This is a genomic window from Flavobacterium hydrocarbonoxydans (genome assembly GCF_009789235.1).
Taxonomy (GTDB): Bacteria; Bacteroidota; Bacteroidia; order Flavobacteriales; family Flavobacteriaceae; genus Flavobacterium; species Flavobacterium hydrocarbonoxydans.
The window spans coordinates 179,145-199,645 of record NZ_WSTB01000007.1 but is presented as its reverse complement, the minus strand read 5'-3'; the positions used below and the strand labels follow the sequence as shown (position 1 = coordinate 199,645).

The following is a 20,501-nucleotide window of genomic DNA, read 5'->3' as shown; positions in this document are numbered from 1 at the left end:
ACTCTGAATTCAACAAAATGAAATATAAAAATATAATAACAATAACTATCCTATTCTTTTCGTTTCTTTCCTGTAGTCAGGACGAAACGTATATTGGAGGCTCAATTTCGGGCGGGGAATCTGACATGACAAGTGTTTTTCCTGCACCCCCAGCACAATGGATGGGAGCAAACGATCCGTATTACAGTGCAGGATTTACAGGTGATATAATGCCCTTTTTTGATAACGGAAAATTTCATATTTATTTTCTTCATGATGCGCAGAATAAGCCAGCCGGAAAAGGATTTCACGATATCCATGAATTTTTAAGTACCGATTTGGCTCATTTTACCTACGAAGGACAAACGATTCCGTATGGTCAAACCAATGACCCTGATTTTGCTGTTGGTACAGGATCAGTTGTAAAAGTGGATAATCTTTACTACTTTTATTATACTGGACACAATGGTTTGCCTGCTTATTTGCAGTCCAATGCCAGAGAAAGCGTGTTGTGCGCGACAAGTCCGGATTTGAAAAACTGGACCAAAATACCTTCATTTAAAATTACGGCTCCAGCAGGTTATTATAATTTTGATTTTAGAGATCCGCATGTGTTTTACAACGAGGAACTAAAAAAATATTCGATGTTGGTGAGCACACAAACGGAGCCGGGTAGAAAAGCAGTTTTATTGCATTTTACCAGTGCTGATCCGGCTTCTGGAAATTGGGAGGTACAAAATCCTATCTATACGACCACTTCGGAAGAGAATTATTTAATGATGGAATGTGCCGATATATTTAAAATGGGTAATTATTGGTATTTGGTTTTTTCTGAAAACTGGAGCAGCAATAAAGGAACACATTACAAAATGGCAACCTCTATTAATGGACCCTGGACAACACCGGAAAATGACAGGATTGACGGAGAATATTTTTATGCTGGAAAAACAGCTTCTGATGGAAATAAAAGATATGTTTTTGGATGGAATGCCAGAAAAACACCAGAAAACGATCTGGGAAATAAAGATTGGGCAGGAAATATGGTGATTCATGAATTGACACAAAACCCTGACGGAACTTTAGCAACGCAATCGCCAAAAGCCGTTGTAGATTTATTTTCTAAGAAAAACAGCAGTGCAGAAGTTGACGGTACAACAGGAAGTGCAACTGCAAATAATGGAAGTTATACTTTGTCAGGTACAACCCAAAAAGCAATGATAACTTTTAAAGCAATTGGTAAAAAAGCCAAAATAAAAGCAGAAGTTACTTTGGCAAATAATTCAGGTACTGCAGGATTTGTTTTTCATACCAATGATTCGGGCAGTTACTATAAAATAGCGTTTGATATTACTCAAGGCAAAGTGATAGGGTATAATTCGGCTTCACAGGAAATGACCGAAATGCCCTTTCAATTTCAGACCAATGTTAAATACAATATCGAGATAATTGCAGAAGGAAGTGTGGTAGTGATGTACATTAACGGAAAAACAGCACTTACAAACCGTATTTACGGAAGAGACAAAAATAAATGGGGATTAATAGCAGAAGGGCAGAACAGTATTTTTTCTAATCTTCAGATTACACAACCGGAATAACATTAATGTAAATAATTTTAGAATGAATAACGGAAAAAACCTTAAGGCAGTGGCCTATGGAGAGGTGCTTTGGGATGTTTTTGCCAATGAAAAAAAGATTGGCGGTGCACCATTAAATGTAGCTTTGCGAATGAAAACAATAGGCTGCGAGGTAGCCATGATTAGCTGCGTAGGAAATGATGAAGATGGAAAAGCAATAATTGATCAGGTAAAAAGTTTAGGACTTGAGACCAATACAATTGTTACCTCAGAAGATTTTCCAACTGGTTTGGTCAATGTTACCTTAAATGAGCGTGGATCGGCAACTTATGAAATTGCATATCCTGCGGCCTGGGATAAAATTGTTTTAAACGAGCAGGCTAAAAAAAAGGTTGCTGAAGCTGATGTTTTAATTTATGGAAGTTTGGTCTGCAGGGATGAGGTGTCAAGGCTTTCTTTAGAAGAATTATTAAAAGTTGATGTATATAAGGTTTTTGATGTTAATTTAAGGAAACCACATTATTCCTACGAAATTCTGGAGCAATTGATGCACTCTGCAGATTTTGTAAAATTCAATGATGAAGAATTGTTGGAAATTGCTGCTGCCATGCATTCGCCTTTTACAGAATTAGAGGAGAATATGTTGTATATCTCTCAAAAAACAAATGTAAAGGCTATGTGTGTAACGAAAGGAAAACACGGAGCGCTGCTCATGTGGGAAGGACAGCTTTACCAAAATGATGGCTACCCGGTAAAAGTTGCCGATACAGTAGGGGCAGGGGATTCTTTTTTAGCGGCTTTAATAACCTCGTTGCTTACTGGAAAAGAACCACAATATGCTATCGATTTTGCCTGTGCAGTAGGCGCTTTAGTAGCTGAAGCACCAGGAGCCAATCCGGAGATTTCGAATTCTAAAATTGAAAATTTAATGTTGAAAGTTTAATATTAAAAATTAAGATATAATTCAATTATAAATAAGCTGTCTCAAAACCGAGGCAGCTTTTTTTATTATACCCTTTTCAGGAAGTATTGATTTACTTCCTGAAATACTTTTTTAGTTTTCTTCGGAATGTAAAGTCTATTTCCTTGTGATGGTCTTAAATAACATTTACTCCGGCATCAACAAAACTTTTGATTTTGGGGCTGGTTGCATTCAAATCTGTAATTACGGCATGTAGTTGTTCTAATCCGCAAACTTTATGCATCATTTTGCCGTTTATTTTATCCGAAGTTGCCAGGGCAATTACCTTTCCTGATGCTTTAATCATTTCCTTTTTGACTACCGAAACTTCATAGCCTTTTTCGGTAAGTCCTTGATTATCATCAATACTGCTTACCCCTAAGAAACATATATCTGCTTTTATTTTTGATAAAACCTGCACCACATCAATACCAATGGTTACCATTGCCTGTTTTTGCAGTTTTCCTCCAATAAAAATGAGTTCAATATTAGGATGTTGCGATAATTGCATAGCAATTGGTAAACTATACGTATATATGGTTGCCGAAAAATCGATTGGAATCAATTTGCAAAATGACAAATTGGTGGTTCCTCCACTCATAATGATTACCTGTCCTTCTTTTAAGAAAGATAAGGCTTTCTGACCCACAATTATTTTCTTTTCTTCGTTGATTATGTTGATATCAAAAACATTATTCGATCTGTCTTTCGCTAAGAAAGCACCGCCATACACTTTATTTATCAAGCCTTTATTGTTCAGTTCATTAAAATCCCTTCGGATGGTATCTTCAGAAATATCTAATTCTAAAGCCAGATCAATAGTGTTGATTTTTTCAACTTCTTGAAATTTATTCATGATGTACTGGTGTCTTTCTCTTTTCAGCATTTATAATATTTTTTTTCAAATATAAAACTTAATGCGTTATTCTGCACTTTCAAAACGCGCTATTTTATATTAAATTAGTTAGAATAAAAGTATAAAAAAAGAATTAATAAATGCGCTATTTTGCATATTTTTGCAAAATATTAAAAATTAACGCATAAACTTGCATTTGTAAAAATTATTTTATAATTTTCCCTTCTCTAACCAACCAAAAATTTCTTAATATGAAAAAATTATTATTTATTTTATTTGGAATTCTTTTGTTTGCGCAACCCATTTATGCTCAGACAAAAACCATAACCGGAACAATTATAAGTACAACAGACAACCTCCCTTTGCCAGGAGTTTCAGTACTTATCGAAGGAACTTCTAAAAGCACCGTTACAGATTTAGACGGAAATTTTAGTATTACAGCAAATGAAAATGACAATCTGGTTTTTAGTTTTATTGGTTTTGCTACTAAGACGATTAAAGTTACAGAAAAAACGAGTTCATTAAACATACAAATGAAAGAAGAGCTTAACACGCTTTCTGAAGTTGTAGTTTTGGGTTCTACCGTACGTGCAACACGTAAAGAACTTGGAAATGCTGTAACAAGCATCAAAGCTGAAGATTTGGTTAAAGCTCAGCCTGGAGGTTTATCAACAGCTCTGCAGGGAAAAATAGCCGGAGCGCAGGTTTCTCAAAACTCAGGAGATCCTGCTGGAGGTTTTAGTATCAAGCTTAGAGGAACCTCTTCGATATTAGGTTCATCAGATCCTTTATATGTAATTGATGGTGTGGTTTTAAACAATGCTACTACCAACGTTACCAATTTAAATGTATCTACAGGCAACTCAAATATGCAAATTGGTCAAAACAGATCCGCCGATATAAATCCGAACGACATTCAAAGTGTTGAAGTTTTAAACGGTGGTGCCGCTGCTGCAATTTATGGTTCGAGAGCGGCAAATGGTGTCGTTTTAATTACTACTAAAAAAGGTGTTGCAGGTGAAACGAGATATACTTTTTCGACAAGTTTAACATCTAATACCATTAGAAAAAAAGTTGATATAAATAGGTCTAACAAACAATTCGTTAATGCCTCTCCTGCCTTATTTCCTATTCAGGGAAATCCTGCGAGTCCAACAACAGTCAATGTTTTAGGTAGGGATCTTGAAACCAGAACAATAGATGTGCAGCGTTACGATTATCAGGATGATATTTTCAATACTGGTATTGGTACAGATACTTATTTTTCAGCTCAGGGAGGAGATGAAAAAACAAAATATTTCGCTTCATTAGGGTATCTGACCAATGAAGGAATTGTAAAAAACACTGATTTTAAAAGAGCGGGGGCAAAAATTAGGTTAAAACATGATTTTAATTCTAAATTATCTGCCTCGATGGGGTTGAATTATGTAAACTCATCCTCTAATGAAAAACCAGACGGAAACGTTTTCTGGAGTCCGATAAATGCGATCAACATTACCAATAATACCTATGATATCAATCAAAGAGATGCTAATGGAAATTTGTTAGCGGTAGATCCAGGACGAATTAACCCATTATCGATTATCGAAACTTTCAAAATCAAACAAAATACAGATCGTATTATTTCGGATTTACAATTGAACTATGTTCCTTTTAAAAACTTCAATGCCGATTTGATTTTTGGTATTGATAATTACAATCAAAGAGGAAATGTTTATATTCCAAGATATCCTTATGCGCCAGTAAACCCAACTTACTACAACGATGGTTATGTTTCTGAAGCAACGAACAGAGTGGTTCAGTTTAATAATGATTTGAATTTAAGATATGTCTGGAACATCAACGAAGAATGGAAAGCAACCACATTTGGAGGTTATAATATTCAGACCTACAGAGATAATTTCGCTGCTATTGAAGGCCGCAATCTAAAACCTTTTGTAGAAACCATTAATGCTTTTAATACTTTGATTCCGGGGTCACCAAGTGCTAGTCAGTCGCGTTACAATTTGTGGGGCTACTATTTGCAGGAAACAATAGGATATAAAGATAAATTATATGTTACGCTTGCCGGGAGACAAGATGCTTCAACAATTTTCTCTAAAGATAACAGATCTCAATTTTATCCAAAAGCAAGTTTGAGTTATGTTCTTTCAGACGAGCCTTTTATGAAAAATATTGATAACGTAATTACGACAGCTCGTTTGAGAGCTTCTTGGGGGAAATCAGGTAGTTTAACCGCTATTAGACCTTACGCTCGTTTTACCAATTATTCTACAGGAACACTTTTAGGAAACACAACTTTTACAATCGAAGGATTCAAACAAGGAAACTTAGATTTAAAACCGGAAAGAAGTGCTACTTATGAAATTGGTGGAGATTTTGGTTTCTTAAAAGATCGTTTGAACTTATCTTTTAGTTACTACAATGCCGATATTGAAGATTTATTATTGCCGGTACAATTAGCAGCATCACAAGGTGCTACTAATACCATTCAGAATATTGGACAAATGAATAATAAAGGTTTTGAAGTAAATCTTAAATATGATGTAATCAAAAAAGAAAACATTCATCTTGACTTTTTTGTAAACTACAGCAGCAACAGAAATAAGGTGACAGGATTGCCGCAACAACGTTTCAAATTAGACAGTAACCTTGCTGGAGCCCCTGTTTTTGTTGAAATGAACCGACCAATTGGTATTTTCTATGGAACTTATTTTGCCAGAAATGCCGACGGAAGCTTGTTATTAACTCCATCTGGATATCCTCAGACAGAAAAAGGAGATGTGAATAGTGGAACACCTCAAAGAGATGCTTCCGGACAGCCTACAGGAACTATTTTGAATAAAGAAATTGGAAACCCAAATCCTGATTATATTATTTCGTTTGGGGCTAATTTTAACTATAAAAAATTCGGACTCTCTGTTCTTTTTGATGGCGTTCAGGGTGTTGATGTTTTTGATGCTGATTACAGAACACGTCAGGGTGTAGGTTCAGGAACATTGGTAACACAGGAACTTAATGGTGAATTGCCACGTGGTTATATTTGGTCTGTTTATAATGTTGAGGAGTTTAGAGTTGTGGATGGAAGTTATCTTAAACTTAGAGAAATCTCACTTAATTATTCTTTCGGGAAATTAAATAGTTTTTTTGATGACCTGACCATAACAGCAAGTGGAAGAAACTTAATTTCCTGGGATAATTTTACCAGTTTTGACCCTGAAACCAACTCAGGCGGACAATCTTCTGTAGCTAAGTATAATTTTGGTACTGTGCCAATTCCTAGCTCCTATTCATTAGCATTGAAATTTCAATTTTAATTAAAAAAGAAAACATTATGAAAAAGATATTCATCCCAATATTAAGTTTTGCATTACTTTTTGCAGGCTGCAGCGAAGATTTTTTAGATCCTACAAAACCATCGCAAGAACTGGTTGTAGGCACCAGAGACGGAATTATTGGTGCTGCAAATGGATTGCAACAACTTTGGAGTGTTGATCGTTTAAGCCCTGTTTATTCTACAGTTACTGGAAACGGTTTTACAACGAAAGAATTACGTTTGATAAATGCTGGAAACGTTGACGAAGGAGAGCTTTCGGTTGGGGGAGAGGTTTTATCAACCAAAAACGGTTTGGTAAACAACCTTTGGTCACAATGTTTAATTATCAATTCGGAGTCACAAAAAATACTTGACAATATTAATGTTTTAACTATAGAGACAGAAAAAGCAAGTGTTTTTGTGCATGCTTCTGTTTTTAAAGCATTGGCGCTTTCTACTTTGGTTCAATATTATCAAAGTGTGCCATTAAAAACCGAAAAAAATGCAGTTTTCAATACAAGAGCCGAAGTGATAACAGCAGCGATTGATGTTTTGAAAGCTACTGAATCTTCACTTGATAAAGCAACGGGTTTTACAGGTTTAGCGAACAGTATGAATTACAAAAATACAGTTTATGCACTGCTGGCAAGAATTTACACCATTGCTGGAGACAACGATAATGCCTTAAAATATGCTAATTTGGTAGATTTGAATATAAAATCAGTTTTTGGATATGATCAAATTGGTGTAAACCCGATTGCGTTTGTTTCGATTACGACCAACAACGTTTTTCAGCCTGTCAATTTAACTTTAGGATTACCTGCAAGCATTGCACCAGATTCAAATGACGAAAGATTAAATTTTTACATAAAACCAGCTTCAAACCCAACAACAGCAACCGGTTTTTTTGATTCTAATACAAAATCGATTCCGGTTTATTTACCTGGAGAAATGATGCTTATAAAAGCTGAGGCTTATGCCAGGAAAGACAATTTTACTCAGGCTGTTATCGAATTAAACAAAGTTCTAACCAAAACTGCATCGGGAGATGTTTACGGAATTGGAGCTAATCTGTTACCTTATTCAGGAGCAATAACTAAAGACGCTATTTTGCAGGAAATCTACAGGAACCGTTGTATCGAAATGTACATGTCTGGTTTAAAACTAGAAGATAGCCGCAGATTCAATCGTACAGGAGCTGGAGTTGCTGGTGCAGAAAGAAACCGTAATTGGTATCCTTATCCAGATTCTGAAAGAAATAATAATACGAATACCCCTGCTGATCCAGCAATATAATATCTAAAACCGAGGTATAAGCAATCCTATACCTCGGTTTTTATACATTAACAACAATACCTTTACCATGAAAAACAAACACCCCGAAACAGAACAGGAATCATTGTACAAAGATTTAGATCAGATGAGTGTTCTGGAACTACTTACTAACATCAATACCGAAGACCAGAAAGTACCTCAAATTGTAGCAAAACAAATTCCGAAGATTGAAAAACTAGTGAAAGCTATCGTCAAAAAAATGCAATTGGGCGGAAGATTATTTTATATTGGTGCGGGAACCTCTGGCCGAATCGGGATTCTTGACGCTTCAGAATGCCCTCCTACGTTTGGTGTTCCTCACGATATGATTATCGGTATTATTGCTGGTGGAGAAACAGCCATCAGAAAAGCGGTTGAAAACGCAGAAGACGATACGGAACAAGCCTGGAAAGATTTAGAAAAACATCAAATTTCGAGTTTGGATTTCGTTATCGGAATTGCAGCTTCAGGAAATACACCTTATGTATTAGGTGGCCTTAAAAAAGCCAAAGAAATGAAAGTCAAAACAGGAAGTATTTCGTGTAACAGTACAGGTCTTATTGCAAAAGTAGCCGATTATCCTATCGAATTGGTTGTGGGGCCGGAATTCCTTACCGGAAGTACGCGTATGAAAGCCGGAACCGCACAAAAACTGGCACTTAACATGATTTCTACTTCGGTGATGATTAAGTTAGGAAAAGTAAAAGGCAACAAAATGGTTGATATGCAGCTTTCTAACGAAAAGTTAGTCAAAAGAGGCATCAAAATGATTATGGAAGAACTCAATATCGAGTATGATTTGGCAGCAGAACTGCTTGAAAAACATAAAAGTGTGCGCGCCGTTTTATTAGAAGTAAACAAAAAATAGTATTTTTATAACCAAACCAGAACAAAAATGTCATCCAGTACAATTCTAATTTTTATCATCATTTATTTTGGGATTTTAATCCTAATCTCCCAAATAACCAGTAAAAAAGGTCAGGATAACGACTCTTTTTTTAAAGCAAATAAAAACTCTAAATGGTATTTAGTCGCTTTTGGAATGATTGGAACAATGTTATCTGGCGTAACTTTTATTTCGGTACCTGGGGAAGTGGGTTCGCCTAATGGGGAACAATTCAAATACTTTCAGTTTATATTAGGGCAGGTTATTGGGCTTATCATTATTGCGAAAGTGCTCCTTCCTTTATATTATCGAATGAATCTGACTTCGATTTATAGCTATATCGAAAAAAGAATGGGAAAAAACAGTTACAAAACTGCCGCCTCAATTTTTTTGGTAAGTCGTACAATTGGTTCTGCTTTCAGACTTTATTTGGTTATCATTGTATTACAACGTTATGTGTTTGATTATTATAATATTCCGTTCCCAGTTACTGTATTTTTAGCATTGGCCTTAATCTTTTCATACACGTACAGAAGCGGTTTGAAAACGATTATTATTACCGATACTTTACAAACGTTTTTCCTGGTAACTTCAGTCTTTGCAACCATTTATTTTATCTGTGATAGTTTAAATTTAACCGTAATCGAATCGATTTCAACCATTCAAAAAAGTAATTATTCTAAAATATTTTTCTTCGATGATTTTTTAACCAATAAATTTCATTTTGCAAAACAATTTTTAGGAGGTTTGTTTGTAATGATTGCTATGACAGGTCTTGATCAGGATTTAATGCAAAAAAATATCAGCTGCAAAAACATCAAAGATGCTCAGAAAAACATGTACACGTTTACAGGGATTTTTGTACTAATCAATATTATTTTCCTGAGTTTAGGAGCCTTATTGTACATTTATGCTAACAACAAAGGGATTTCTGTTCCTTTAGATTTAGTTTCAGGAAAACCAAGAACCGATTTACTTTTTCCAGAAATTGCTTTACATTATTTACCCGTTGTTCCTGCCTTAATCTTTTTGCTGGGAATTATTGCGGCGACTTTTGCCACAACAGATTCGGCGTTGACAGCATTAACAACATCATTTTGTGTTGATTTTATGGGCATGGATAAACCTGAAAACCTTTCGAATACTAAGAATGTTAGAAAAAGACATTTGGTACATTTAAGTTTTTCTGCACTATTATTTTTCGTAATTATTGTTTTAAATTCTTTTAATGATAGTTCGGTTGTAGCCCTGATTTTTAGAGCTGCATCATATACTTACGGACCATTATTAGGTTTATACGCTTTCGGATTAATCCAAAAATCAAGAACGGTAAACGACAAACTGATTCCTTATATCTGCATTTTATCTCCAATTTTGACATATTTATTAAGTGAAAATTCGAATGCGCTTTTTGGTTATACTTTTGATAACGAACTGATAATCGTAAATGCATTATTTACTTACATCAGCATTTATGCAACAAGTAAAACTTCAAGCGAAAAGATATATTTTTAATCTATTTACACGTAAAATAATCTATTTTTAGCGTTTCCAAAATTCAACAAGAAAGCAATTTCATCAAATTTAATTTTAATGAACAAAAATATAAGCCACCTGTACCAAATTGCCCAAAAAGAAAGTCGAAAAATCATCGGATTGATGTCAGGCACCTCTTTAGACGGACTTGATATTGCCTTATGTGAAATCTCTGGAACTGGCGAAAATACAGCCGTAAAATTGCTTGAATTTGAAACGGTAGATTATGCAGAAGATATAAAAACTGAAATCCGAAAAGTATTTGCAAAAAAAACTATTGATTTTGAACATTTGGTTGTGCTCAACGAATGGATCGGAATTTTACACGCCGGAATGATTAATGATTCCCTGAAAAAATGGAATATTCCAGCAGCCGAAGTTGACCTGATTGCTTCGCACGGACAAACGGTTTTACACGCTCCAAAGTTTTTGCATCAACTGGAAAAATTTCCAAACGCCACGCTCCAAATTGGTGACGGCGATCATATTGCAGTAAAAACAGGTATTATTACATTATCTGATTTTAGACAAAAACATATTGCGGCTGGTGGAGAAGGAGCACCTTTAGCAGTTTATGGGGATTATTTTATCTTTGGAAAAAAAGGCGAAAACCGCATTATGCTTAACATGGGCGGCATTGCTAATTTTACGTATTTGCCAGCATCTTTAAATCCTGAGGAAACTTTTGTAACCGATACCGGAACCGGAAATACTTTGATTGATCTTTTTGTAAAACATTATTTTCCTGAAAAAAGTTACGATAAAGATGCTGAAATTGCCAAGCAAGGCTCTGTAAATCCAACGCTTTTATTTCATTTAAAAGACAATGATTTCTTTCGTCAGCCTTTCCCGAAAACAATCGGTCCGGAGCTTTTTGGATTTGAATATGTACAATCAGCTTTATTAAAAAGTGGTCAAAATAATATTGCTGTCGAAGATTTATTAGCAACATTAACACGTTTTAGTGCCGAAACCATTGCCGAAGCGATTCATCTTGCCGTAAAAAACACTTCATACAAAATTGAAGATTTTAATATATATGTTTCTGGCGGAGGAGCCAATAATCCATTATTAGTAAGTTCGCTCAAAGAATTATTGCCTTGCCATTTTTATAAAAGCGACGATTTAGGAATTTCGGCCGATGCCAAAGAAGCGGTTTTATTTGCTGTTTTGGCCAATGAAACAGTGGCTGGAGGAGCATTCAATTTTGGAACAAAAAAAGGAATACCGTCAGTAACGATGGGCAAAATTTCGATGCCTGATTAAAATAAACTTTTACTAACCACCCCAAACCTAACCACCATGAAAGAACGCATAATTTCGATTGACGTTTTACGAGGACTTACAGTCATTATGATGACCATTGTAAATAATCCAGGAAGCTGGTCGCATGTTTTTCCGCCTTTATTACACGCCGAATGGAATGGCTGTACACCAACCGATTTAGTTTTTCCTTTTTTCGTTTTTATAATGGGGACCGCAATTCCGCTGGCAATTCCTTATAAAGAATTCAATAACGAAGTTTTACTAAAAATATTTACACGTTCACTCCGAATTATCTGTTTGGGGTTGTTTTTAAACTTTTTTAGTAAAATAGAAATATTTGGAATGGAAGGAATTCCGTTATTGTTAGCCAAATTAGTGTTGACTTTTGCAGTTGGTTATGCACTGATGGGAAATTTTTCTCAAAAGATAAAACTGATTTTGGTCTTATTGATCTTTACTACACTCATAGGTTTAGCTTACAGCGGATTAGAAGCTTTTGAAAATGTTCGTCTTCCCGGTGTATTGCAACGTATTGGAATTGTGTATTTCTTTTCAGCCATTATATATTTGCAAACTTCCATCAGATTACAATATAGCATCATTGCGGCATTACTTTTGGGGTATTGGGCCATGATGACACTTATTCCTGTACCGGGAATCAGCCATCCAAATCTGGAACCCGGAACCAATTTATCCGCCTGGTTTGATAATTTAATTCTAGAAAATCACATGTATATAGCCACCAAAACCTGGGATCCGGAAGGCATTTTAAGTACAATTCCAGCAATCGGAACCGGTTTGTTGGGTGTCATGATAGGGCAGACATTAAGCAGTGCATTATCTCCCAAGGAAAAAGCAAAAAAGCTGGCGATTATGAGCGTATTATTAATTGTTTTAGGGCTAATCTGGTCTTTGGTTTTTCCAATCAATAAATCTATCTGGACCAGTTCTTACGTTTTGTATGCAGCGGGACTTACTACTTTATTGCTAACAATTCTCTATTATCTAATTGATATCAAAAACATTCGAAAAGGAACTACACCATTCCTGATTTGGGGTGTAAATCCTATGATTGTTTTCTTTGCTTCAGGCATTATTCCAAGAGTTTTGGGTATGATTACATTCGAAAACCCTAAAGAATTAGGACAAACAATCAACCTTCAAAGTTATTTGTATCATTTTTGGATAGAACCTTTTTTTACAAATCCAATGATGGCATCATTAGCAGGAGCACTAATTTATGTGCTCATCTGGTTCGGGATTTTATGGGTTTTTTATAAAAACAAACACATTTTTAAAGTATAATTATCAACAAAAACTTAAGAATAATATTGTAAAATTATAATTTCTTATAGTCATCTAAAAAAACTATTTTTGGTTTTTGTTTTAAAAAGATTAAAATGCATCAAAATAAGCACGTACTATTTTCCCTTTTATTTTTAATATTCTTTGGATTGAATGTCAATTCGCAGGAAAAAGTCACTCATCCTAAAAATGAATTTAGAGGTGTCTGGATTGCCACCGTTGTCAATATCGACTGGCCTAAAACCAGTGCCGATAATACAGATAAAGAAAAAGCGGATTATCTGGAGATTTTAGATGCTTACAAAAAACTTAATTTTAATGCCGTAATTGTTCAGATTAGAAGTGTTGGTGATGCTTTTTACCCATCTGAACTGGCTCCGTGGTCACGATTTTCGACAGGAAAAGAAGGTCAGGCACCAGCACCATATTACGACACACTTGCCTGGATGATTGATGAAGCCCACGCTAGAGGTTTTGAATTTCATGCGTGGATGAATCCGTATCGCGCTACATTTGATTTGAATAAACAACAATTAAGTCCTGCTCATGATGTTTTTAAACACCCGGAATGGATGATTGAATACGGTGGAAAGATTTATTATGATCCCGCTTTGCCTGAAGTGCAGTCGCATTTGACGGCAGTGGTAAAAGAAGTAGTCGATAAATACGATATTGATGCGATTCATTTTGATGATTATTTTTATCCATACACGGTTCCTGGAAAACAATTTAACGATTCAGCTTCGTACAAAAAATACGGAAATGGTTTATCGCTTCCTGATTGGAGACGTTCTAATGTGAGCAATTTTGTACACACAATCTCGACTACCATTAAAGCCAGTAAACCGTGGGTACAGTTTGGTATCAGTCCGTTTGGTGTTTGGCGTAATAAATCTGTCGATCCAAAAGGTTCTGAAACGCAATCGACTTCAAACTATGATGATTTGTACGCCGATCCAGTTCTTTGGATGGATCAAAAATGGATCGATTATATTTTGCCGCAATTGTACTGGAGCATGAACAACCCAAGGGCTTCTTACTCTAAATTAGTAAAATGGTGGTCTGAGAATTCTAATAATACGGCTATTTATATCGGACATGCTTCTTATAAAATAAGGGCTGACAGCGATAAAAGCTGGAATTACATGAACGAAATTCCGAATCAGGTTGATTATGCCAGAAGTTTTAAAAACGTAAGCGGAAGTGCTTATTTTAGTGCTAAATTGTTTATCAATAAAAACTTTGATGTGGTGCGCCATTTACAGGAAAATCAATATAAATATCCTGCACTTCCTCCAGCAGTACCTAATTTAAAACGCATTGTAATTGATATTCCTGCAGTAGATGAATTTGCCAAAGACAGCACTAAATATTCCTTTGTTATTAAATCCCCATTAAACACCAAAGTGCGTTATATGGTTGTTTACGGTTCTGATCATATTTCGAAAATCAATATTAACGATGCTACACAAATCGTAGATAAAATTATGGTTTGCGAAAATCAGGGAACTTTTTCGTTTTCTATCCCTGCTGAAAAAATGAACTTGTATAAAGCTTGTGCTGTAACATTTATTGATTATTTTGCAAACGAAAGTGTTCCGACAATTATCGACTTAAATAAGACATTTAAAATTTATACCCCAGCCCAACCTGATGAAAACAGATAATAAACCGTGGTTTTGGATTCCGTTGCTCAACTTTGCTTCCGGATTTCCTTATATAATTATAACATCTGTATCAGTACTGATGTATAAAAAACTAGGCATCAATAATGAGGATATTGGTGTTTGGACCAGTTTATTAACACTTCCCTGGGTATTTAAACCTTTATGGAGCCCTTTCATAGACTTACACGGAACGAAACGAAAATGGTTTTTAGGAATGCAAATGTTTATTTCTATTGCTTTTTTTATTGTAGGATTAATACTTCCTCTGAACTATTTTTTTTACTTAAGTTTATCTATTTTTTGCATGGCTGCTTTTGCTTCTGCATCTAATGATGTGGCTACAGATGGATTTTATTTGTTAGCTTTAAAAAAAGAAGAACAATCACTTTTTTTAGGAATTAGAAATACCTGCTACAGATTGGCTATGATAACTGGAAGTGGACTTATTGTACTTCTAGCTGGAAATTTAGAACATCAGTATGGTGACAATAATAAGGCATGGTCTTATACTATGATAGTTGTAGGTTTAATCATGAGCATCATAACTGCTTATAATTTCTTTTCAACTCCAAAAATTGAAGAAAACACAATAGAAACCAAAACAGCCGACGATAAAAAGAACTTTGTTACCGTTTTTGTAAGCTTCTTCAAAAAGAAACAAATTGGTCTTATTTTAGTATTTATTTTGGTTTTCAGATTAGGAGAATCACAATTATTAAAAATGCTGACTCCGTTTTTGGTTGACCCAATTAAATATGAATTAGTTGAATCTGTTGCGAATAAAAATGAAGAAAATGCTTTGAAATTGTTTTCTACAAAAGTAAAAAGCGGAGATCAATTAACGGCCTCAGAATTACAATTACTTTACTCCAGCCTGCCAATACAAAGTGTTGGAAGAGATTCTAAAAAACCTTTAAAAGAAATTATAGAAAAGAATGAAGTTGAATACAATAAAGCGAACAAACCTAGAATTGATTTTATAAACCATTTGGTTGAACATAAAGGAAGTTCAACAGAAATTGAACAAAACGGTATGGGATTAGAAACCGAAGACGTAGGATTAATATACGGTACGTTTGGTTTGATTGCCTTGTTAGCCGGAGGAATCTTAGGCGGAATTGCTATCTCTAAACAAGGGCTTACCAAATGGTTTTTGCCCATGATTCTGGCGATGCATTTACCTATTTTGGGTTTTGTACTATTGGCGCATTTTCATCCGGCATCAATTTATTATATTTACGCTGTTGTTATTTTAGAACAATTTGGTTATGGATTTGGTTTTGCCTCTTTCATGATGTTTTTGATTTATGTAGCTGAAGGCGAATCTAAAACCTCACACTATTCGATTGCAACTGGTTTTATGGCTTTAGGAATGATGCTTCCGGGAATGTTGAGTGGATACATTCAGCAATATTTAGGGTATGGAAATTTCTTTATTTGGGTTTTCATTGCCACAATTCCGGGAATTATAATATCACGATTTTTAATCTTTCCGAAAGACTACGGAAAAAAAACAGAAGAAGTTTAACCCCAAACAAACATCTTACATATGGAAATCAATGAAAACCTACAAATTGAACGCAACTTAAAAGGCACAGAGTTTGAAAAAACAGGAGATTTAGAAAATGCAATTGAATTATATGAAGCGAATGTTGAAGAAAACTTTAAAGGCAATCATCCTTACGATCGATTGGCCACCATTTACAAAAACCAAAACGATATCGATAATGAAATTCGCGTATTAGAAAAAGCAATTGTCATTTACGAAATCATCACAATCGAAGACAGAATCGAAGGAATGCCTAAGCTCTTTCGATTTAAAAACAGGCTTGAAAAAGCGTTGCAAACCAAAACTTTACTTTTAAAACAAAAGAAAAGTAAGCTGAAATAAATTTTATGAAAAAAAATTGTTCAAATTGTCAGGCAGAAAACGAACTAAATTCAAAATATTGCTCAATTTGTGGTTTCAAATTGCCGATAACAGATAGCGAAAATTTAAAACCTGAAGTTAAAGATTTGGAAGCAATAAAACCGAAAAGAAAATTTAATATTAAAACCTTCATCGGATTTATAATAGGATTTGTCATAATGTTTTTTGTTACACAATCACTATTCAAACCATCAATAGACAAGCAACTTGTTGAATTTGCTAATGAGTTCAATAAAACTTGTCCGATGAATATTGATGAATATACCACTTTGAAAAATATAGTTGCTTTGCCAAACAAAACAGTTCAGTATAATTATGTTTTAGTTGGAATAACAAAAGCTGAAGTTAAAATGGATACAGTAAAAAAATATATTTTTCCAGGAATTTTACAAAACGTAAAGACAAATCCGGGCATGAAATTTTTTAGAGATAATAAAGTAACTTTAAACTACTATTACTCAGATAAAAATGGAGAATACGTAACCGAATATATAGTGAAACCTGAAATGTACGAGTAAAACGAGTACATCTATCCGTTGATACTAAAATTAAAAGCATAAAATGACCCGCTTAAAAAGAACCAACTCTGACGACAATGATTTCATAAAACTGGTGGTTTTACTCGACCAGGATTTAAAAATCAGAGATGGGGAAGACCATGCTTTTTACAATCAGTTTAATAAAACGGATAAAATAAAACATGTGGTTGTTTTTTATGAAAATGATGCAGCGGTGGGCTGCGGTGCTTTTAGAGAAAAAGAAAAAGACACTGTCGAAATCAAGCGGATGTTTGTGCATCCCGATTATCGCAAAAAAGGAATTGCAACAAAAGTTTTAGCCGAATTAGAACTTTGGGCTGCCGAAATAAATTATACTTATACCATTCTGGAAACGGGCAAAAATCAACCAGAAGCCATTTCTTTATATCAAAAATTACACTACACTATTATTCCTAATTATCCACCTTACGAAAATATGGACAATAGTGTTTGCATGAAAAAATCAATACAATAATGAAAACTACTCATCAGACCTTACAAGAAAAAGTTGGACAATTCTTTTTTCCAGCTGTTTTTATAAATGATACCGAAGAAAATATTCAGGAGACTGAACGTTTAATAAAAGAACATAATATTGGTGGTTTGACTTTTTTTCATAGCCGTGCCAGTGCCGCAACCAACTACGAAAGCAAGAAAAAAGTAGTATTTAATGACGATAGTTACCAAAAAATAAAAGACCTGATTGTTCGCTACCAAAAAGCGGCCTCAATTCCGCTTTTAATCAGTATCGATGCCGAATGGGGTTTGGCAATGCGTATCGAAAAAACACCACAATATCCGTATGCGATTACGCTTGGCGCCTTACCGGAAAGTAAATCAAATTTGGTTTACGAAGTGGGAAAACAAATAGGTTTAGACCTAAAAGCGGCTGGAATTCATTATAATTTATCGCCTTTGGCCGACATCAATAACAATCCGAATAATCCGGTTATTGGCTATCGTTCTTTTGGTGAAAACAAAGAAAAAGTGGCCGATTTTGCTGTAGAATATTTAAAAGGAATGTCGGATGTTGGGATTCTGGGATGTCTGAAACACTTTCCCGGACACGGAAACACCAATGTCGATTCGCATTTAGGATTGCCGGTTTTAAAAGAAACTTTAGAAGAATTGTTAGAAAACGAATTGTATCCTTTTATCAAAGGAATCGAAAATAATGTCGATTCGATTATGATTGGGCATCTGGCAGTTCCGAGTCTGAATGACGGAAAAGACACATCTGCCACTTTATCACAAAATGTGATTGAGAATCTTTTGCGTAAGCGATTGGGTTATGACGGATTGGTCATTTCGGATGCCTTGAATATGCACAGCGTTTCGATGTTGTACGACACAAAAGGACAACTGGAATGGGAAGCTTTCAATGCCGGAAATGACGTTTTGTGTTTTGCTGAAAACGTAACCGAAGGAATTCAGGAAATCCTAAAAAAGGCAACTCCGCAACGCATCGAAGAAAGCTTTAACAGAATTATGAAATGCAAAGAAAAAGTGGGTATTCTGTCTGATGTAACTTTTACTTCGGGCGAATTGAATTTCGAAAAAGCATCCAGCTTAAACAACGAAATTGCTCAAAATTGTATCACCAAAATTATAGATAACGATGCAGCAAATTTGGTTTTTGAAGCGCAGCAAAACAAGCAATTGGCAAAATTAAGTCTGTATAAAAACACCGAAAATACATTCTTCAAAAGCTTAAATCCAAAATTAGAATCCCCTGAATTTGCTTTTGAAAATGCTGAAGTATCCGTTATTTCCAATCTTGAAAAAAGCCTTGAAAATTTCGAAACCATCATCATTTCCTTATTTGTTCCAAAGGCAAAACCCATGAACAATTTCGAAATAGACGACGAAGTTTTAGAATTACTTTCAAAATTATTACAAACCAAAAAATGTATCGTTTACGTTTTTGGAAATCCGTATGTTTTACCTATCATTCCTAATTTGAAGAAAGCTTCAGGACTGATTCAGGTGTATCAGGATTTTGAAGAATTTCAAAAAAATGCGGCAATTCAGCTTTTAGAAAATAAGGACTGTTTCGGAAAATTACCTGTAAAAATTGAAATTAATTAAATAGCAATAAAAAACATAGAGTTGTCAGAATTTCTTCTGACAACTTTATTTTTTTTAAAATGTTTTTCTAAAAAAGGTAATTATTTAATTTAGGCTGACATACTTGCTTTTAATTTTTGAATGATTTCAAAATATCTATTTTCAAAAATAGATTCGTTTACAGGCAAGACGACCGATTGAAATAGTTGCATCAATTCATCAGAATGGGTTGCAGCTTTTTTTGTCTGAACATTATATTGAATAAATTTTATCCATAGAATTGCTTTCAATTCTGTTTCATTTTCATTCCACATTTTCATTTCAACTAATAAGAAATTATCGCTATATTGAATCAATTGTGACTCAATTAAAACCGTTTCCATCGTAAAAGCAGGTCTTATATAACTTATTTGATTAGACGCAACGACCCAACTAAGACCAGTTGTTCTTAGATACTTAAATATGTCCAAATCATAATGTTCTGCAATCTGATCCTCTCTAGTATTGATAAAATATTCTAAATATTTTGAATTGTTCAAATGATTGAAAGGATCACAATCCTGAAATCTAATTTTCCTTTTTGTTTTTAATACGCTTTCCATTTTTAAAATATATTATTTCAAATACCAATCGGTATATGAAGGGTTGAAAAATTTTATTTCCTAATACTACTTATTATTGTTTCATCAATAAAATCCATAGTGCTGTTTATATAAGTTTTATCATTATGGGTAAAAGCCAAAAGCGAACTTCCTTCAATTAATGATAATATTATTTGTGCATATTTAAGCGAGTCAATATTTTCTTTAATCTCATTATTAACGATACCTTCATTAATAATAGTTGTCAGTCCAATAATAAATTTAGCTGATAATTTTTGTGCCGCTTCAAACAAATTGGGGTTAATAAATTTGGTATCGACTCCAACTCGTAACATAGGACATCCGCCTCTATCTTTGACTAAATCATAATAGCTTCGGTGATAATTTGTTATTGTATGTAACTTATTAATACTTCCTTCCTGAGTAGCAATTAATTTGAATAAAGGGATTATGGCTAAATTTATATTTAACTGAAATGACTTTAGAGCCAAATCTTCTTTATTTTCAAAATTGCAATAAATAGCGCCTTTTGTAAGACCAGTTGCCTTAGTTATATCACTCAAACTGGTTCCTACATAGCCTTGCTTGTTAAAGATTGGTGCTACTTTATCCAATATAAATTCTGAAGTATCCATGATTATTACTTTAATTTTGAAAATATTAAATACAAATATAAACCAAATACCAATCGGTATGTAAGTGT

The 20,501-nt window shown here is 34.3% G+C and carries 17 protein-coding genes; 14 read left to right on the top strand and 3 right to left on the bottom strand.

Features of this window, described 5'->3' with window-relative positions; all coding sequences use genetic code 11:
- The first annotated feature begins 17 nt into the window (after positions 1–17).
- Complete coding sequence (locus GON26_RS13985) at positions 18–1,574, top strand: glycoside hydrolase family 32 protein (protein WP_160375400.1); 1,557 nt, start codon at positions 18–20, stop codon at positions 1,572–1,574.
- Positions 1,575–1,596: 22 nt separating this feature from the next.
- Positions 1,597–2,496 (top strand): carbohydrate kinase family protein, encoded by a 900-nt coding sequence (locus tag GON26_RS13980; protein WP_160375399.1) that lies wholly within the window; start codon positions 1,597–1,599, stop codon positions 2,494–2,496.
- Positions 2,497–2,650: 154 nt separating this feature from the next.
- Here GON26_RS13980 and GON26_RS13975 read toward each other — a convergent pair whose 3' ends face one another.
- A complete protein-coding gene (locus GON26_RS13975) occupies positions 2,651–3,400 on the bottom strand; it encodes a DeoR/GlpR family DNA-binding transcription regulator (protein WP_160375398.1) in 750 nt (249 codons plus the stop codon).
- A 221-nt stretch (positions 3,401–3,621) separates the two neighbouring features.
- Here GON26_RS13975 and GON26_RS13970 point away from each other — a divergent pair, with 221 nt between their 5' ends.
- The 12 genes from GON26_RS13970 (at position 3,622) to GON26_RS13915 (ending at position 19,217) form a co-directional block, all read left to right on the top strand.
- Positions 3,622–6,687 (top strand): SusC/RagA family TonB-linked outer membrane protein, encoded by a 3,066-nt coding sequence (locus GON26_RS13970; RefSeq protein ID WP_160375397.1) that lies wholly within the window; start codon positions 3,622–3,624, stop codon positions 6,685–6,687.
- Between the two features lie 17 nt (positions 6,688–6,704).
- Positions 6,705–7,982, top strand: a complete 1,278-nt coding sequence (locus GON26_RS13965; RefSeq protein ID WP_160375396.1) for a RagB/SusD family nutrient uptake outer membrane protein — start codon at positions 6,705–6,707, stop codon at positions 7,980–7,982.
- Between the two features lie 67 nt (positions 7,983–8,049).
- Positions 8,050–8,868 carry an N-acetylmuramic acid 6-phosphate etherase gene (gene murQ, locus GON26_RS13960; protein WP_160375395.1) on the top strand — a complete coding sequence of 273 codons (819 nt, stop codon included), beginning with the start codon at positions 8,050–8,052 and terminating at the stop codon, positions 8,866–8,868.
- A 27-nt stretch (positions 8,869–8,895) separates the two neighbouring features.
- On the top strand, positions 8,896–10,401 hold the full coding sequence (locus tag GON26_RS13955) for a sodium:solute symporter (RefSeq protein ID WP_160375394.1): 1,506 nt from the start codon (positions 8,896–8,898) through the stop codon (positions 10,399–10,401).
- A 78-nt stretch (positions 10,402–10,479) separates the two neighbouring features.
- A complete protein-coding gene (locus GON26_RS13950) occupies positions 10,480–11,688 on the top strand; it encodes an anhydro-N-acetylmuramic acid kinase (protein ID WP_160375393.1) in 1,209 nt (402 codons plus the stop codon).
- A gap of 36 nt (positions 11,689–11,724) precedes the next feature.
- Positions 11,725–12,993, top strand: a complete 1,269-nt coding sequence (locus GON26_RS13945; RefSeq protein ID WP_160375392.1) for an acyltransferase family protein — start codon at positions 11,725–11,727, stop codon at positions 12,991–12,993.
- Between the two features lie 95 nt (positions 12,994–13,088).
- On the top strand, positions 13,089–14,660 hold the full coding sequence (locus GON26_RS13940) for a glycoside hydrolase family 10 protein (RefSeq protein WP_160375391.1): 1,572 nt from the start codon (positions 13,089–13,091) through the stop codon (positions 14,658–14,660).
- Positions 14,647–16,188, top strand: a complete 1,542-nt coding sequence (locus GON26_RS13935; protein ID WP_160375390.1) for an MFS transporter — start codon at positions 14,647–14,649, stop codon at positions 16,186–16,188. The genes GON26_RS13940 and GON26_RS13935 overlap by 14 nt, the downstream gene beginning before the upstream one ends.
- Positions 16,189–16,209: 21 nt before the next feature.
- On the top strand, positions 16,210–16,551 hold the full coding sequence (locus GON26_RS13930) for a hypothetical protein (protein WP_160375389.1): 342 nt from the start codon (positions 16,210–16,212) through the stop codon (positions 16,549–16,551).
- A gap of 5 nt (positions 16,552–16,556) precedes the next feature.
- Positions 16,557–17,108: a zinc ribbon domain-containing protein gene (locus GON26_RS13925; protein WP_160375388.1), complete on the top strand. Its 552-nt coding sequence runs from the start codon at positions 16,557–16,559 to the stop codon at positions 17,106–17,108.
- 43 nt (positions 17,109–17,151) lie between these two features.
- Positions 17,152–17,604, top strand: a complete 453-nt coding sequence (locus tag GON26_RS13920) for a GNAT family N-acetyltransferase (RefSeq protein ID WP_160375387.1) — start codon at positions 17,152–17,154, stop codon at positions 17,602–17,604.
- Positions 17,604–19,217: a glycoside hydrolase family 3 protein gene (locus GON26_RS13915; protein ID WP_160375386.1), complete on the top strand. Its 1,614-nt coding sequence runs from the start codon at positions 17,604–17,606 to the stop codon at positions 19,215–19,217. Before GON26_RS13920 ends, GON26_RS13915 begins: the two co-directional genes overlap by 1 nt.
- Before the next feature lie 89 nt (positions 19,218–19,306).
- On the opposite strand, the gene GON26_RS13910 is transcribed toward GON26_RS13915, so the two are convergent.
- Complete coding sequence (locus GON26_RS13910) at positions 19,307–19,798, bottom strand: acyl-CoA thioesterase (protein WP_160375385.1); 492 nt, start codon at positions 19,796–19,798, stop codon at positions 19,307–19,309.
- Between the two features lie 53 nt (positions 19,799–19,851).
- Positions 19,852–20,433 (bottom strand): TetR/AcrR family transcriptional regulator, encoded by a 582-nt coding sequence (locus GON26_RS13905; RefSeq protein WP_160375384.1) that lies wholly within the window; start codon positions 20,431–20,433, stop codon positions 19,852–19,854.
- Positions 20,434–20,501 lie beyond the last annotated feature (68 nt).